General features: G+C 65.5%; 17 protein-coding genes. 2 read left to right on the plus strand and 15 right to left on the minus strand.

Annotated features, from left to right (window positions below; all coding sequences use genetic code 11):
* Positions 1-92 precede the first annotated feature (92 nt).
* From HMPREF2550_RS04380 to guaB, 3 genes are read right to left on the minus strand one after another with little or no spacing between them, the layout of a single operon-like run.
* Positions 93-1,385 carry a PAS domain-containing protein gene (locus HMPREF2550_RS04380; RefSeq protein WP_070789953.1) on the minus strand — a complete coding sequence of 431 codons (1,293 nt, stop codon included), beginning with the start codon at positions 1,383-1,385 and terminating at the stop codon, positions 93-95.
* Between the two features lie 35 nt (positions 1,386-1,420).
* The gene (locus HMPREF2550_RS04385) at positions 1,421-2,566 is read right to left on the minus strand and encodes a GuaB3 family IMP dehydrogenase-related protein (RefSeq protein ID WP_070789955.1); all 1,146 of its coding nucleotides are present in this window, start codon (positions 2,564-2,566) and stop codon (positions 1,421-1,423) included.
* A gap of 18 nt (positions 2,567-2,584) precedes the next feature.
* A complete protein-coding gene (gene guaB, locus HMPREF2550_RS04390; protein ID WP_070789957.1) occupies positions 2,585-4,108 on the minus strand; it encodes an IMP dehydrogenase in 1,524 nt (507 codons plus the stop codon).
* 117 nt (positions 4,109-4,225) lie between these two features.
* Between guaB and HMPREF2550_RS04395 the strand changes: the two genes are divergently transcribed.
* Positions 4,226-4,606, plus strand: coding sequence for a DUF5319 domain-containing protein (locus HMPREF2550_RS04395; protein ID WP_095066744.1), 381 nt, complete (start codon positions 4,226-4,228; stop codon positions 4,604-4,606).
* A gap of 87 nt (positions 4,607-4,693) precedes the next feature.
* Here the strand turns inward: HMPREF2550_RS04395 and HMPREF2550_RS04400 are convergent, their stop codons facing one another.
* Both HMPREF2550_RS04400 and HMPREF2550_RS04405 read right to left on the minus strand, forming a co-directional pair.
* A complete protein-coding gene (locus HMPREF2550_RS04400) occupies positions 4,694-5,668 on the minus strand; it encodes a hypothetical protein (protein ID WP_070789958.1) in 975 nt (324 codons plus the stop codon).
* Positions 5,652-6,239, minus strand: a complete 588-nt coding sequence (locus tag HMPREF2550_RS04405; RefSeq protein WP_070789961.1) for a sigma-70 family RNA polymerase sigma factor — start codon at positions 6,237-6,239, stop codon at positions 5,652-5,654. The genes HMPREF2550_RS04400 and HMPREF2550_RS04405 overlap by 17 nt, the downstream gene beginning before the upstream one ends.
* 360 nt (positions 6,240-6,599) lie before the next feature.
* On the opposite strand from HMPREF2550_RS04405, the gene HMPREF2550_RS04410 reads away from it, so the two are divergent.
* Positions 6,600-6,917, plus strand: coding sequence for a WhiB family transcriptional regulator (locus tag HMPREF2550_RS04410; protein ID WP_070763201.1), 318 nt, complete (start codon positions 6,600-6,602; stop codon positions 6,915-6,917).
* 72 nt (positions 6,918-6,989) lie between these two features.
* Here HMPREF2550_RS04410 and groL read toward each other — a convergent pair whose 3' ends face one another.
* From groL to HMPREF2550_RS04460, 10 genes are all read right to left on the minus strand, one after another.
* Positions 6,990-8,606, minus strand: coding sequence for a chaperonin GroEL (groL, locus tag HMPREF2550_RS04415; protein WP_070789963.1), 1,617 nt, complete (start codon positions 8,604-8,606; stop codon positions 6,990-6,992).
* 22 nt (positions 8,607-8,628) lie between these two features.
* Positions 8,629-8,928 carry a co-chaperone GroES gene (gene groES, locus HMPREF2550_RS04420; protein WP_070789965.1) on the minus strand — a complete coding sequence of 100 codons (300 nt, stop codon included), beginning with the start codon at positions 8,926-8,928 and terminating at the stop codon, positions 8,629-8,631.
* Between the two features lie 185 nt (positions 8,929-9,113).
* Positions 9,114-9,596 (minus strand): hypothetical protein, encoded by a 483-nt coding sequence (locus HMPREF2550_RS04425; protein ID WP_246819760.1) that lies wholly within the window; start codon positions 9,594-9,596, stop codon positions 9,114-9,116.
* A gap of 111 nt (positions 9,597-9,707) precedes the next feature.
* Entirely contained in the window at positions 9,708-10,760 is a 1,053-nt protein-coding gene (tsaD, locus tag HMPREF2550_RS04430; RefSeq protein ID WP_070789969.1) for a tRNA (adenosine(37)-N6)-threonylcarbamoyltransferase complex transferase subunit TsaD, read from the minus strand.
* A 9-nt stretch (positions 10,761-10,769) separates the two neighbouring features.
* The gene (gene rimI / locus HMPREF2550_RS04435) at positions 10,770-11,252 is read right to left on the minus strand and encodes a ribosomal protein S18-alanine N-acetyltransferase (RefSeq protein WP_070789970.1); all 483 of its coding nucleotides are present in this window, start codon (positions 11,250-11,252) and stop codon (positions 10,770-10,772) included.
* A 2-nt stretch (positions 11,253-11,254) separates the two neighbouring features.
* Positions 11,255-11,953, minus strand: coding sequence for a tRNA (adenosine(37)-N6)-threonylcarbamoyltransferase complex dimerization subunit type 1 TsaB (gene tsaB / locus HMPREF2550_RS04440; RefSeq protein ID WP_070789972.1), 699 nt, complete (start codon positions 11,951-11,953; stop codon positions 11,255-11,257).
* Positions 11,953-12,459, minus strand: coding sequence for a hypothetical protein (locus tag HMPREF2550_RS04445; protein WP_070763211.1), 507 nt, complete (start codon positions 12,457-12,459; stop codon positions 11,953-11,955). The genes tsaB and HMPREF2550_RS04445 overlap by 1 nt, the downstream gene beginning before the upstream one ends.
* 10 nt (positions 12,460-12,469) lie before the next feature.
* On the minus strand, positions 12,470-12,967 hold the full coding sequence (gene tsaE / locus HMPREF2550_RS04450) for a tRNA (adenosine(37)-N6)-threonylcarbamoyltransferase complex ATPase subunit type 1 TsaE (RefSeq protein ID WP_070789974.1): 498 nt from the start codon (positions 12,965-12,967) through the stop codon (positions 12,470-12,472).
* A gap of 35 nt (positions 12,968-13,002) precedes the next feature.
* A complete protein-coding gene (gene alr / locus HMPREF2550_RS04455; protein ID WP_070790215.1) occupies positions 13,003-14,100 on the minus strand; it encodes an alanine racemase in 1,098 nt (365 codons plus the stop codon).
* 25 nt (positions 14,101-14,125) lie between these two features.
* On the minus strand, positions 14,126-14,785 hold the full coding sequence (locus tag HMPREF2550_RS04460) for a hypothetical protein (RefSeq protein ID WP_038588514.1): 660 nt from the start codon (positions 14,783-14,785) through the stop codon (positions 14,126-14,128).
* Positions 14,786-14,841: the final 56 nt, after the last annotated feature.

Below are 14,841 nucleotides of genomic sequence, written 5' to 3' on the forward strand. Positions count from 1 at the left end.
ACCTGTATAAATTAGTAGCAGTTTGCCTAAAACACCATTAAGGGCTGCGGAGGTGACTCCACAGCCCTTACACGTTTTCGTTGTCTAGCCCCTTAGAACACCGCTTTGCGCAGGCGCTCGAGCGCCTCGTGTACACCGTCGACCGACGGGTCTTCATCCAGGTCGCGAGAGGACAGCTGCAGCTGTTCAATGGACGCATCGGCCGCCTGGATCGCGTGCTCCACCTGGGTGACCAGCGGATCGATGTTCTCGCCGAAGGGCTGCTTCGCAGTGGACTGCGACCAGCGACGAATCATCTCCAGCGGCATCTTGGTCAGCTCGGAAATCGAGTTGACCTTCAGCTCGACGCGGTTTGCCAAGGAGGAGTGCAAGAAGACCGCGTTGTCCATGTCGCGCAGCGCGACCTCCATCGCCTCGTACAGCATGCGCATCGACTCGATGCGATCCTCCTCAGCAGAGAAGGTCGCCGTCTGCGCAGCCTGGAGACGCGCCAGCGCAATTGCGGTACGTGCCTTTGCCGCACGCGCCTGCAGCTCTTCGGCCACCTCGGACAGCGACTGCGCGTTCTCGTCGATAATGCCGCGCATCGTTGCCCAGACCTGCAGCGGTGCGAGCAGCAGCGTGCGCGACGCGCCTTCTGCCACCACGTTTTCCATCTCGCTCTTGACCTGGTTGGTCACAGAGTTCTCCTGCAGCAACGTGTCGCAGGCAACCAGGAGCTCCTCAGCGGACTTTTTAATGGAGGTCTGGATGCCCATGAAGGTCTCCAGCTCCTTGTACAGCGCCGCAGTGGCCTCGTATACCTCGCCTTCGCCGTCTGGCAGGACGAAGCCGGCTTCCTCGCGGGCTGCGACCTCGGCGGGGAGGACCTCCGACATGAATGCGTCGTAGTCCGGAACCAGCTCACAAATTCGCTCCCAGCCCAGCTCCGCGCGGCGACGGCGGCCTACACCGTCGCGCTTGGCCTGGTGCTCGACGATGTTGGCTTCCTGGTAGACCTCGGCGGCGACCTTGAAAAAGTCCGTCATCGGGCGGGTACGCACCGACAGGTAGCGCCCGCCCGACAGCGGTGTCACCGTGGCCACCACGTCATAGGCCGAGCCACTCTTAGCCAGGTTGCGCACGTAGCCGACGAAGGGCTTGCCTGCCTCGATCCAGTCCCACATGGCCTTGAACACACCACCGGGCATCTCGACCTGACGGATGAGATTGTGCGGCTTGCCGATCATCTCTTCCAGCGGGTACTGGGCATAGTGCATGAACACTTCGTTCACGTCGGTCATGATGCCCTTGGCATCGGTGACCGAGAAGAAGATGTCATCAACCGCGACCAGGTGCTGTGGACCATCGGTCACATCCCGGTCAATAATCACTTCGTAGGCCATGATTACACAATCTAGCAGGAACTAACAGGATCTTTTTATTTTCGGACAGTCAAGCTTACCTTTTGGAACGACTTGGCGTCCTCGTATCCGCACTTCGCCATGATCCGACGCAGACCGCCAACCAAGTTCATTGTCCCGTACGGATCGTGCGAAGGCCCATGCAGCACCGTTTGCAGCGACTCACGCTGCTCGGCGGGCACCACCTGGCGCATCTCGCCGCGCGGGAAACGCGGGTGCGCGATCGCGGACTCCCAGTACACGCCCTCTCCCGAGGCCTCGCTGGCGCGCGCAAGGGGCTCACCCAGCATGACCGCGTCAGCGCCCACGCCGAGCGCGACGGCGATCAGCCCGGAGGTGTCCACCGGCGCATTAGCGATGACGTGCACGTAGCGCCCGCCGGTCTCGTCCAGGTAATCGCGACGGGCCGCGGCGACGTCGGCAATTGCGGTGGCCAGCGGCACATCCAGCGACATGCTCTGGTTCGACTGCCCGGAGCCGACGATCACGCCGGCCGCACCGGAGCGCATGAGGTGCATCGCGGTGCTGTAGTCGAACACACCACCGGCGATCACCGGCACATCCAGCGAGCCGATGAACTCCTTGAGGTTCAGCGGTTCACCGCCCTGCTGCACGTGCTCGGCGGAGATGATCGTGCCCTGGATGAACAACAGCTCCGCGCCAGCCTTGACCAGCTGCGGTGCTAGCTCGCGCGCGTTCTGCGGGCTCACTCGCACCGCGACGGTCGCGCCCGAGTCGCGCACGCGCGCCATGTGCTCTGCAAACAGGTCCATGTCCAGCGGTGCCTGGTGCAGCTCCTGCAGGATGGCGGTCCCGCTGGACTGGGACTTCAGCAGCGACTCTAGGTCGTCCCACTCAATGCTTGCCGCGCCGATGACCCGCTTGATCGCGTCCGCAAAAGAGGCATGCCGACCCAAGAGGCCTTCGGCGTTAAGCACGCCGAGGCCGCCCTGCTTGCCCATCTCGATAACAAATTCCGGGCTGGCCAGCGCGTCGGTGGGGTGCGAGACCAACGGCACGTCGAAACCGTAGGCGTCGATATGCCAAGTGGTGTCCACCACCTTGGAGGAACGCGTACGACGCGCGGGGACGAGCGAGAGGGCGTGCAGATCATAGGCGGCGCGAGCCTCGCGCCCTTTACCTATTTCGACATATTCGTGCATGGTTGTTACAGCTCACTCCTAGTGGCGGTAGTTCGGTGCCTCGACGGTCTGGGTGATGTCGTGCGGGTGGGACTCGCGCAGACCAGCAGCGGTGATCTGCACAAACTGCTTCGTCTGCAGCTCCTCGATGGAGGAAGAACCGGTGTAGCCCATCGCCGCACGGAGGCCGCCGACGATCTGGTGGGTAATCGAGTCCAGGTCGCCGCGGAAGGGCACGCGACCCTCGATGCCCTCCGGCACCAGCTTGTCCTCGCTGGTCACGTCGGCCTGGAAGTAGCGGTCCTTGGAGAAGGAGCGCTTCTCACCGGTCAGGCCACGGCCCTGCATCGCACCCATGGAGCCCATGCCGCGGTAGCGCTTGTACTGCTTGCCGCCAACCACGACGATCTCGCCCGGTGCCTCGGTGGTGCCGGCGAGCATGGAGCCCAGCATGACGGTGGATGCACCAGCGGCAAGCGCCTTGGCGACGTCGCCGGAGAACTGCATGCCGCCATCGGCGATAATCGGCACACCAGCCTTGTGTGCAGGCACGGAGGCCTCCAGGATCGAGGTGATCTGCGGCGCGCCAACACCGGCGACCACGCGGGTGGTGCAGATCGAGCCCGGGCCAATGCCCACCTTGATCGCGTCCGCGCCAGCGTCGATCATCGCCTGGGCGGCCGAGCGGGTGGCCAGGTTGCCGCCGATGACGTCGAGGCGGTCGCCGAAGTCCTTCTGCACGCGCGCGACCATCTCGAGTACACGGTTGTTGTGTGCGTGCGCGGAGTCAACCACGAGCGCGTCCACGCCCGCCTCGGCCAGCAGGCCCGCACGGTCGTAGGAGTCCTCGCCGGTACCGATGCCAGCGGCGACCAGCAGGCGGCCGTTCGCGTCCTTCGAAGCGTTGGGGTACTGCTCCGTCTTCACGAAGTCCTTGACGGTAATCAGACCGACAAGTTTGCCGTCCTTGGACACGATCGGCAGCTTCTCCACCTTGTTGGCGGACAAAAGCTCGAGCGCTTCCTCCTTGGTCACGCCCTCCTCGGCGACAACCAGCGGCATGGCGGTCATAATCTCGGCGACCTTGCGCTCGTAGTCGCGCTCGAAACGCATGTCGCGGTTGGTAATGATGCCGACCAGGCGCCCCTCATCATCCACGACCGGCAGGCCAGAAATACGGAAGCGGGCGCACAGCGCGTCCACGTCGTTGACGGTCATGTCAGGCGTCGCGGTGACCGGGTTGGTCACCATCCCAGACTCGGAGCGCTTCACCACATCCACGTTCTCCGCCTGGTCCTGGGCGCTCAGGTTGCGGTGCAGAACGCCAATGCCGCCCTGGCGGGCCATCGCGATCGCCATACGGGACTCGGTCACCGTGTCCATCGCGGCGGACGCGATCGGCATGCCCAGGGTGATGTTGCGGCTGAACTTCGAGGTCGTGGAGACCTCAGCCGGCACGATGTGGGACTCCGCGGGCAGCAGCAGCACGTCGTCGAAGGTCAGGCCGCGCAGTGCGACCTTGTTCGGATCGTCCCCACCTGTAAGAATTCGTTCGTTTGCCATAATTACTGCTTCTCCTCTCCCGCGCGGGCCGCACCTTTTTGCTTTCAGCCATGATATATCCTCACCCCGACTTGTACATAGGCGGGGGAATTGGCAGGGATTGAAAAAGCACATAGTGTGGGTGGCGTGAACTTTGATGACATGATGCCCAAGGATCCCTTCGCGGACGATCCGAATGATCCGGCGTCGTTTATTGAGGATGACGCACTGCCGGAACCGCTCTCCCCGCAGGAGCGCACCGACGTGCTGCGCGACCTGCAGTACGTGCGCGACTGCCAGCGTCGCCTGCGCCCGCGCGGCATTCGCGGCATTTACTTCATGTGCGAGGACTGCGACCAGTGGCACTACTACGACTGGGACATCATGGAGCAGAACATGCTGGCTACCCTGCGCAACCAGCTCCCGGCCGTGCATGAGCCGAGCGCCGAGATTGCTTACGACGCCTACGTGTCCTGGGACTACGCCCTAGGCTTCCTCGACGGCCTCGAGGCGCGCTAAGGGCCCGCTTATCGACGGCGCGCTTACGCATTCCAGCCCCGCACACTTTCCCAAAGTGTGCGGGGCTGTTTTTGTTAGTTCACGCCGCTAGTAGTTCTGCGCCTCACCCAGGGTGCCGCCACCCGGTGCGGTGTTGCGCTCCGATGAGCCGGGCACCACCGTTTCCTGGGGTGTGTGCCCCGCGTCGCCAGTCGCTCCGGACCCGCCCTCTGGGGCGGACGTAGGTGCCGAGGGGCTCTCGAGCGGGTTGGGCCGTACCGGCGCTTCGCGCGACTCGCTCGGCTGCTGCGCGGGAGGCTGTGCCTGGCTCGGCTGCGGGCTCTGCTCTGCGGGCTGGCTCTGCTGTACCGTTTCCGTGACCACCTGTGGCTCGGGCGGCGGCGGGGTGACAGTCACGGTGCTGACCTTGGTGCGCACGATTGGCTCAGGTGCTTCCGCGTCGCGACCTTCGCGGCCCTGGTTCGCCCGCGGCTCCATGGAGGCGAGCAGCTTGCGTGCCTGGTCGAACAGTGCGCTGGCCGCGTCGTGGTCGCCGGAGTCGTTCGCAGCCTGCAGCTCGTCGAGCGTGGAGGCAAGCTCCACCGCCGCGGTACGGTCGCCGAAGACCGCGGTCGCCGGGCCCCACAGCGGGGAGCCGGGCGTGGCGTTGTAGAGCGCCGCACCGCTGCCGGTGACCACGGCGGTCGCCGCAGCCGCACCGACGAGTCCGGCGACCCAGGGGCTCGGCTGGGTACGGCCGCGGCGCGCGCCCGCGCTGCGGCGGCCGAAGAGCTTGCGGCGCAGCGGCACCACGGTGGTGTCTTCTGCTTCTTCGGTGTCCCCTGCCGCTTCTCGTGCTGCCTCCACTCGCGGTGGCGCGGGCATCGGCCGGTCGATGTCGGCCTTCAGCTCAAGCAGCATCGCCGCGAGGGGGTCGCTCCCGTCGGAAGGGTCGACGCCAGCTGCGAGTGCATCAAGGAACGCGTCATCGTTCGCCACGGCGGCGAACTCTTCCGTCACGTTGTCCGCCTCGCCGTGCCCGTAGTCGTCTCCGTAGCCATGTCCGTCACTGCGCCGAGTCATCGTGCAACTCCCCTTCCTCCAAATGTTTGCGCAGCGTCGCAAGCGCACGGAACTGGGCGACGCGCACCGCTCCCGCGGTACTGCCCACAATTTGCGCCGTTTCCTCTGCGGAAAGGCCCATGAAGACTCTCAGGATGATGATGTCACGGGCCTTGTCACTGAGTACATCGAGCAACTCACGCACTCTGTTACTACCATCCGCTACCAGGGCAAATTCCTCTGGAGTTTCCCCGTGCGACTCGGTCTCAGGCACCTCTTCAGTTGGCGTAAGTTTATCGCGCGACAGCGCCCGGTGCGCGTCGGCAACTTTGTTAAACGCAATCCCGTAGACAAACGCCATAAACGGCTTACCCTGGTCCCGGTAGCGGTCGATTGAGGTTGCCACGGCCAGGCACACGTCCTGGGCCACGTCCTCGGCGGTAGGCATGCGTCCGCCGCCGATGCGGGCGCGGGTATAGCGCAGCACGAGCGGGTGGATCAGGCGGATTACCTGCTGCAGCGCACGCTCATCGCCGTCGACAGCGAGGGGGACGAGTCGGGCTAACTCGTCATTGACTTCCGGCGTGGCCATCCGTCTCCTTTCCTCCCTCGCAACTTCCTACATTAAACGCCGCAGTAGCGCTCGCACCTTCGCAGCAATCATAGGGAGTCTAACCGCAGACCACCGCACGGGCGACAAGACACCTGCCCAAAGGGAAGTGTTTTCCGTAACATTTCCAAGGTTCCCTTAAAGTTCATTCTCGGTTTACCTTCGGCATTTTCCCAGCTCACACAAGGCCCAAACGGGAGCTCGCTGGCAAAGACAGACAGCAGTCACCCACAGGACACCTATCGTTTACCCACGGGGAGAACACTTCGGATTCGGCACCGGCGCTGCTCGCCGGCACAAGCATGCACATGTCAATAGTTTCTACAAGGAGTCTCTACCACCATGTCCCTGCCGCAATATCTCCCCGGTCCGAACGCTGACTTCTGGGACTGGCAGCTGCACGGCGCGTGCCGCGGCGAAGCATCGGAGGTCTTCTACCACCCCGACGGGGAGCGCGGCCGCGCCCGCACCCAGCGCGAGAACCGCGCGAAGGCCATCTGCTACAACTGCCCCGTGCTTGAGCAGTGCCGCGAGCACGCCCTGCGCGTTGCGGAGCCCTACGGCATTTGGGGCGGCATGAGCGAATCCGAGCGCCAGGCCATCCTGCGCAGCGGCCACGGCGGTGCCGTGAAGGTCCCCGCCGCGGCTTCCGCGAAGTAAGAAACCAAAAAGCGCTGCCGGAACCCTCTTCACAACAAGGGGCTCCGGCAGCGCTTCGTGCGCGAAGAAGAATTAGTGCGCGTGGCCTGCGTGGCCCGCAGCTTCTTCCTCTTCTGCCGGCTTGGTCACCACGGAGGCTTCCGTGGTGAGCACCATGCGGGCAACCGACGCGGCGTTAACCACAGCAGAGTGGGTCACCTTCACCGGATCGATGATGCCCTGCTCGACAAGGTTGCCGTACTCCAGCGTCGCGGCGTTGAAGCCCTCATCGTTGCTCAGCTCGCCGATCTTGGACACGACCACGGAGCCGTCCAGGCCCGCGTTGTCAGCGATCCAGAAGGCGGGCTTGCGCAGCGCGCGGGCAACGGCCAGCACGCCGGTCTTCTGCTCGCCAGCAAACTCCTCGGCGTAAGCCTCGAGCTCCTTGGCAATCTGCACGAGCGCGGAACCGCCACCGGCGATCACGCCCTCCTGCACGGCAGCGCGTGCGGCGTTGATGGCGTCCTCGACGCGCAGCTTGCGCTCGTTGACCTCAGTCTCGGTCGCGGCACCGACGCGGATCACGGCCACACCACCGGACAGCTTGGCCAGGCGCTCTTCCGCCTTCTCGCGATCCCAGGTGGAGTCGGTCGTCTCGATCTCGCGGCGGATCTGCTCGCGACGATCCTCGATGGCCTCGAGCGTCCCCGCCCCGTCGACAAGCACGGTGTCATCCTTCGTCACGGTGACGCGGCGTGCGCGGCCGAGGTGCTCCGGGGTGGCGTCCTTGAGGTTGACGCCCACCTCCGGGTCGATCACAGTGGCCTGGGTGACCACGGCGAGGTCGTCCATGAAGGCCTTGCGGCGCTCGCCGAAGTACGGAGCCTTGACGGCGACGACCTTGAGCGACTTGCGCATCGTGTTGACCACGAGCGTCTGCAGCGGCTCACCCTCGACGTCTTCCGCGATGATCAGCAGCGGCACCGAGGACTCGGCGATCTGCTCCAGCAGCGGCAGGAAGTCCGGCAGGGAAGAGATCTTGTTGCGCACCAGCAGCACGCGCGCATCATCCAGCACGGCCTGGCCTGCGTCCGGGTCCGTCATGAAGTAGGGCGACAGGAAGCCCTTGTCAAAGGAGATACCCTCGGTCAGGTCCACGTAGGACTCGATGGACTGGGACTCCTCGACGGTGAGCACACCGTCCTTGCCCACCTTGTCCATCGCGCCGGCGACCATCTCGCCGACCTCCGGGTCGCCGGAGGAGACGGTAGCCACGTTTGCGATCTCCGCGGAAGCGGACACCGGGGTGGCGCGCTCGCGCAGCTCCTCGACGACCTTTTCCGCAGCCGCGGAAATGCCCTTGTTCAACTCGATCGGGTTCGCGCCCGCAGCGACGTTGCGCAGCCCCTCCGCCACGAGTGCCTGCGCCAGCAGGGTCGCGGTGGTGGTGCCGTCACCGGCGATGTCGTTCGTCTTCACAGCGACGGACTTGACCAGCTGCGCACCGAGGTTTTCAAAAGGATCTTCCAGATCGATGTCGCGGGCGATGGTCACGCCGTCGTTGGTCACGGTCGGCCCGCCCCAGGACTTGGAGAGAACCACGTTGCGGCCGCGCGGGCCGAGGGTGACCTTTACCGCGTCAGCGAGGATGTCCACGCCGCGCTGGATGCCCTCGCGGGCCTCCTGGTCAAATGCAATAAGTTTTGCCATTGGTGGCTTCAGCCCCCTTCGCTTACTTTTCGACGACAGCGAGCAGGTCGCGAGCCGACAGGAGGAGGTACTCCTCGCCGTTGTACTTCAGCTCGGTGCCGCCGTACTTGGAGAACACGACGGTGTCGCCCTCCTTCACGTCCGGGGCGATGCGGTTGCCGTTGTCGTCCAGGCGGCCCGGGCCAACAGCGATGACGACGGCTTCCTGCGGCTTCTCTGCAGCGGAGTCCGGGATAACCAGGCCAGAGGCGGTGGTGGTCTCAGCCTCAGCGATCTGCACGAGGACCTTGTCTTCCAGCGGCTTGATATTGACGTTTGCCATAATCGTTTACCTTGGTGACCTTTCGTAGATGTTGCGTTGCAATCCTTATTTAGGATTTGCAGTTGTAACGATTGTCTCGATGCGCAGCCGTCGTCGCGGGTGAACAACTGTGCTCTACACAACCTGTTTAGCACTCTACCCACGTGAGTGCTAAGCCACAACATCACTCCCCCGGCAACGCCAGACTACTGGGTGTGCGTCGCATTGAGCACGGCGTTGCGCCAGAGCTCGTACTCCTCCGGGTTGTCCTCACGGTAGTTCTCCACGGCACGGATCGCCTGGTCCACCGACGCGATAGTGCGCTCCTCCACGCTCTTGCCTTCGCGATTGGTAAAGATCACCGGCCCGCAGATCGCGCGAGTGGGATCGGTAAGAAACGCCGGGTTGTTCGTCGCCGCGGTGTTGCGCGCCAGCGAGGCCACCGGGTTCGGCTCCGCGCCCTGTGCGCGGGCATCCGGGTTGAACAGGGCGTGGAAGCGGTTGCCCTCCTGCTCAAACGCCACGTCGACAAAATCGTCCTCAATGCCGCCGAGGAAGTTCCGCGCCGTGTCCTCATCAAACACGATGCGCCGGTACGTCAGATCCGGGTTCACCAGGAAGCCGAAGCGCTCCCGGTCCGCCTGCTCGGCGTTCGTCGTGTACTCCGGGGTGTGGGAAAGCTCACTCATGGCCGCTGCAACCTCCGTGGTGTATCAAAAGGGCCTACTTGCTAGTGAACATAGCCGCTTCCACCCACGCTCGCAGTGCATGAAATTTTCCCGCACGTCACGGGCCTGAAGTTAGGCCCCGACGAGCGGCGTTTCCACCTCGAGCGAGGTATCCGTCGCCGCCGACAGCGGCGAAGGCTCTGCCCCCTCGTGGATGAGCTGGCCGGCCACCGCCGCGATCATCACACCGTTGTCCGTGCACAGCCCGAAGCGCGGCACGCGCAGCTCGATCCCGCGGGCCTCGCAGCGCTCGGCGGCGAGCGAACGCAGCCGGGAGTTCGCCGCCACCCCGCCACCGAGCAGCAGGGTCGACGCGCCGGTGTCTTCGCAGGCCATCACGGCCTTTGCGGTCAGTACGTCGCAGACCGCCTCCTGGAAGGACGCGCAGACGTCCTCCATGCTCACTACACGACCTTCTCGCTCTGCGGCCTCCACGTAGCGGGCCACCGCGGTCTTCAGCCCGGAGAAGGAGAAGTCGTAGCGGTGCTCGCCGCGCAAGTCCTGGGCCTTCGACAGCCCGCGCGGGAACGCAATCGCTTCCGGGTCACCGGCTTGCGCCAGCTTGTCCACCACCGGGCCGCCCGGGTAGCCGAGGCCGAGGAGACGGGCGACTTTGTCGTAGGCCTCCCCCGCGGCGTCGTCAAGCGTCGAGCCCAGCTCGCGCATCGGGCGGCCGACCGCCTCGACCTCGAGGAGTTGTGTGTGCCCGCCGGAGACCAACAGCGCCACCGAGTGCGGCAGCGCGGACTCGCCCTCCAGGTTCGCCACCGCGACGTGGCCGCCGAGGTGGTTGACCCCGTAGAAGGGCACACCCCACGCGGCCGCATACGCCTTCGCCGCCGAAGCACCGACCAGCAGCGCGCCAGCCAGGCCCGGGCCCACGGTGGCCGCCACCGCGTCCGGCTTCTCCACACCGGCTTGTTTGAGCGCGGCCTCCATCACCTGCGGCATGGCCTCGAGGTGCGCGCGCGAGGCGATCTCCGGCACCACGCCGCCGAAGCGGGCGTGCTGCTCCATCGAGGACGCGACCGCATCCGCGAGGACCTCCATCGTTCCGTCCTCATGCAGGCGAATGATGCCCACGCCTGTCTCATCGCAGGAGGATTCAATCCCGAGCACGATCATGGGTGGCACTTACCTTTCTGTCTCGTTGGTAGCGCTCTTGCGCGGGCGCATCATCGCGTACGCGTCCGCGCCGGAGGCCTGGTAGTAGTTCTTGCGCACGCCGGTGGTGACAAAACCGTAGTCCTCGTACATGCGCAGCGCCGGCACGTTATCGGTGCGCACCTCTAGAAACATGGGCCCGTCGAGCAGGTCCGCGGTGTGGACGAGCTGGTCCATCAGCGCGCGGCCCACGCCTCGGCGCTGGTAGGCGGGGTCCACGCCGATGGTGTGGATCTCAAACTCCGGATCCTCTTTCGGCCCCAGCATGGCCACACCCGCGTAGCCGACGAGCGTCTCAGTACCGTCTTCAAAGGCACCAACGTAGAAGGTGTATCGCTGGGAAAGCTCCGCGCGCACCATCGATTCCGTCCACGGCTGATCGCCTTGAAACAGGAGCGCCTCCAGCTCCGCGATGCGCGGGGCGTGTGCAGGGCCAAGCTCGCGAAATTCCACGGCTAGCCCAGCTTCTTTACGTCAACGTCCGGCAGGGCGGGCGAACGCGGCTTCTGCTTCGGCGGCACCGCGTCGGGACGGCGCAGGTAGTGCGGCACGAGCGAGGCCGGCGGTACCGAAAAGTCTGCGGCGGCGACCAGACCAGCCGTGTGCGGCGGAAGGTAGGTCACCTCGCCCGCGTCGACGCCCAACTGCGGGGCAAGCTGCTCCGGGACCGAGCACACGTCCACGGCCGGGCAGTCCAGCTCCGCGGGTTTGACAACCTCGGGTCCGGCGACGCGCTGGCCGCTCTCGTAGCGCGCCCAGTACACCTCGCGTCGGCGGGCGTCGGTGACGATTAGCGCAGACTGCGCGTCCACACCGTGGGCCACCGCGTCGTGGGTGACCACGCCGTAGACCGGGATCCCCAGCGCCTGGCCCAGCGCCTGCGCGGTAGCCATGCCGACGCGCAGGCCGGTAAACGGGCCGGGGCCGCAGCCGACCACGATCGCCTCGAGGTCCGAAAAGGCAAGGCCCGCGCCCGCGAGCAGTTCCTGAATGGTCGGAATGAGCAGCTCGTTGTGGGCGCGGGTGGAGACGACCTTCTCGGCGATGACGTCGACGGCGTTTGGCTCGTCGACGCCACCGGATACGGTGGCGGAGACTGCAGCCAGGCCCGCGACAAGCTCGGTAGTGGCCGTGTCGAGGGCGAGCACGCGCATTACTGCGTCAGCCCCAGGACCCACTGGCCGTTCTGCTTCGCCACGATCAGCGGGCTCTGCAGCGGGTATGCCGCCATTGCGGGCTGCTGGCAGATATCGATGTTGCGCAGGTCGACCTTGTCAAAGTCGGCCTTGGCGTTCTCGTCGGCAGGCAGAAGCACCATGTAGCCGGTGTTCTCGTCCAGCTCGAGCTCGTCAGCGGTGGCGTGGAAGGCCTCCAGCTTGCTGTCGCGCAGCTCCTGCGGCTCGGCCGGGCACAGGGTGGTGAATCCGACGTACTTCTCCGCGTCGTACACCCGCGAGGCGTCGATCATCTGCGCAGCCAAGGCGTCGCCCTGCGGGTTGAGCTGGGAGACGGAGCGCGTCAGGGAGTTCGTCGGCGTGACGCCTGCGGCCTGCGCGTTCTTGTTGGACAGAGGAATGAAAATCATGGCGACGAGCAGCACGACCCACAGAGCGCAGGCAAGCGCTACCCATCCACGACTGGTGTTGGAGAGCTTTAGCATGGGCTAAAGCCTACATCCCCGTTGCCTTATCGCCAGTTTTCGGTGTGCCCTGCCACTGCCAGGTGATGATGCGACCTTCCGACTCCGGGTTCTCGCGCACCAGCGTTTCGCGATCCAGCGATACAAGAAGATACGCGGAGCTGAGCTGTTCGATCAGTCCCCCGCCCCACTCGGCGACCACCACCGCGTGGTCAAGCTCCGTGTCCAAGTCCAGCGCGTCGAGCTCGCCGAGCGGGTCGCCGCTGGAGCCCTCGCCAAGCAGCCGGTAGGCGTCCACGTGGATCAGCCCCGGGCCGCCGGTCCGCGAGGCGTGCTCGCGCGCGATCACGAAGGTCGGGCTGGTCACCCGCCCCTTCACCCCGAGCCCCTCGGCGATGCCCTGCGTCAGCGTCGTCTTGCCCGCGCCCAGCGGCCCGTCCAGGATCACCACATCGCCCGCGCTAAGCTCCGCGCCGAGCTCACGGCCCAGGGCTTTGGTCTCGGCCGCAGTCTCACACACTCTTCGCACGTGTCCTCCTCGCGTATCGCTTCTCGACGCCCCGTTTACCCCCGCCCAACATACTCCCGCACCGTCCTGCCCTTGGGCGCGCACAGCACCTCGTAGCTGATCGTGCCGGTGGCCGTGGCCAGCTCGTCCGCGCTCATGCCGCCGGGACCGAACAGGATCGCTTCGTCGCCCGCGCGCACCTGCGGTTCCGCGCTGCCCAACCACACGACGATCTGGTCCATGCACACACGTCCCACCTGCGGGTACCACTGCCCGTCGATCGTCCCCCCGAAGCGCCCCTGCCACGAGCGGCTAATCCCGTCGGCGTAACCAGCCGGAATGAGCGCGGTGTAGCCATCCTCCGGGGCTTGCCAGGTCAGCCCGTAGCTCACGGACTCGCCGCGGGCAATCGGCTTGACCGCCACCACGCGCGCAACCCAACTCATCGCGGGGCGCAGCCCGTGGTCCTGGCCCGCAACCGGCTCGCTGCCGTAGAGGCTCACGCCGGGGCGCACCTGGTCCAAGTGCGCGTCCTCACGCGTCCACACTCCAGACGAGTTCGCGATGTGGGTGACCCCCGGGCGCAGACCTGCGCGCCGTGCCGCCTGGGTAGCGCGTTCGAAGGTCTCGAGCTGCTCCTGGGTAAAGGGGTGCTCCGGTTGGTCCGCGCAGGCAAGGTGGCTCATAATGCCTTTCACTCGCAGCGTGCCTGCGGCCTCTGCTTCGGCGGCGAGGGCGAAGGCCTCATCCCAGGCTTCCTCGTCGATGCCGGAGCGGTTCATCCCCGTGTCCACGACGAGGTGGACCGGAATCGGGGTAGGGAGGGTTGGCGCGGCGTCGATAAGCGAGCGCAGGTGCGCAATGCTTGGGGCACCGACCTCGATGCCGGCGGGGATCTCCTCCCCTGGTGCCCACAGCCAGGCGAGCACAGGCTTGGTGGTGAGGCGGGCCACCTCGCGCGCCTCGGCGAAGGTGGCCACGCCGAACGCGTCCGCGCCGTTGGCCTCCATCACGGGCACGCAGGCGTCGACGCCGTGGTTGTACGCATCCGCTTTGATCACGCACATCAGCTGCCGGTCGCCGACATGTGTTCTGATGCAGCGGGTGTTGTGCGCGATTGCGTCCAGATCAATCCGAGTAACCAGAGGGTGCATGGCCATATTGTGCACCATCGCGCACCTAGAACAGGTGGAGCACACCCAGAAGAATCAGCATGGCAGCAACAGCCCAGGTAGCACCCAGGGTGACCGGGCGCGGATTCTTGCGCGCCCACGCAAACCCGCGACCCGCCGCACTGTCCGGCTTCGCGCGCACCCACCCCACGAGCAGCGCCGAAACGGTTGGCAAGGACAGCGCCACCGTCGCGTACAAGATCAGGGAGGTGTAGCGCAGCGTCGGATCGATGCCCGCAGCCGATAGCAGGGCGAGCCCGCCATAAAAGGGAATGGAGGTGGCCGACTGCACCAGGCCCAGGACGAAGCCGGTGAGTACTGTCAGCGCGTTCGGCTTACGCAGCGGTCGCAGCACCGTGGCGATAAGCTTCGAGTTATCCCCGCCTTTGAGCGCCAGCACCCCGGTGAGTAGACCCGTGACCAGCAGGAGGATGCCAAAAATAGGGCCTTCAACGAAGCTTTGGACGACGGGACCGAGGCCGTCGAAAATGGCGAGCATGAGCAGCGCCAGGCTTGCCACCCCCAGCCAATCGCCCGCGATAAGCAGCGCCACGATCGCCGCATATTTTGGTTGATGGCGCGGCACAATGATCCCCACCGCCACGATCACGCCGATGAGCAACAGGTTCACCGAATCCACAAACGCCAGCGAAAGCGCACCAAGCATCAGCGATCCTCCAATCATTTTCCGGCCCACACTAACCTACGCGTTGCCCACGCGCC

It is taken from the genome of Corynebacterium sp. HMSC074A01 (assembly GCF_001831515.1).
In the GTDB taxonomy this organism is placed as follows: domain Bacteria; phylum Actinomycetota; class Actinomycetes; order Mycobacteriales; family Mycobacteriaceae; genus Corynebacterium.

Excerpts from the sequence above, each read along its gene's own strand:
- HMPREF2550_RS04380 (WP_070789953.1), bottom strand. The coding sequence starts at position 1,385 with ATGGCCTACGAAGTGATTATTGACCGGGATGTGACCGATGGTCCACAG.
- HMPREF2550_RS04385 (WP_070789955.1), bottom strand. The coding sequence starts at position 2,566 with ATGCACGAATATGTCGAAATAGGTAAAGGGCGCGAGGCTCGCGCCGCC.
- guaB (WP_070789957.1), bottom strand. The coding sequence starts at position 4,108 with ATGGCAAACGAACGAATTCTTACAGGTGGGGACGATCCGAACAAGGTC.
- HMPREF2550_RS04400 (WP_070789958.1), bottom strand. The coding sequence starts at position 5,668 with ATGACTCGGCGCAGTGACGGACATGGCTACGGAGACGACTACGGGCAC.
- HMPREF2550_RS04405 (WP_070789961.1), bottom strand. The coding sequence starts at position 6,239 with ATGGCCACGCCGGAAGTCAATGACGAGTTAGCCCGACTCGTCCCCCTC.
- HMPREF2550_RS04410 (WP_070763201.1), top strand. The coding sequence starts at position 6,600 with ATGTCCCTGCCGCAATATCTCCCCGGTCCGAACGCTGACTTCTGGGAC.
- groL (WP_070789963.1), bottom strand. The coding sequence starts at position 8,606 with ATGGCAAAACTTATTGCATTTGACCAGGAGGCCCGCGAGGGCATCCAG.
- groES (WP_070789965.1), bottom strand. The coding sequence starts at position 8,928 with ATGGCAAACGTCAATATCAAGCCGCTGGAAGACAAGGTCCTCGTGCAG.
- HMPREF2550_RS04425 (WP_246819760.1), bottom strand. The coding sequence starts at position 9,596 with ATGAGTGAGCTTTCCCACACCCCGGAGTACACGACGAACGCCGAGCAG.
- tsaD (WP_070789969.1), bottom strand. The coding sequence starts at position 10,760 with ATGATCGTGCTCGGGATTGAATCCTCCTGCGATGAGACAGGCGTGGGC.
- tsaB (WP_070789972.1), bottom strand. The coding sequence starts at position 11,953 with ATGCGCGTGCTCGCCCTCGACACGGCCACTACCGAGCTTGTCGCGGGC.
- HMPREF2550_RS04445 (WP_070763211.1), bottom strand. The coding sequence starts at position 12,459 with ATGCTAAAGCTCTCCAACACCAGTCGTGGATGGGTAGCGCTTGCCTGC.
- alr (WP_070790215.1), bottom strand. The coding sequence starts at position 14,100 with ATGCACCCTCTGGTTACTCGGATTGATCTGGACGCAATCGCGCACAAC.
- HMPREF2550_RS04460 (WP_038588514.1), bottom strand. The coding sequence starts at position 14,785 with ATGCTTGGTGCGCTTTCGCTGGCGTTTGTGGATTCGGTGAACCTGTTG.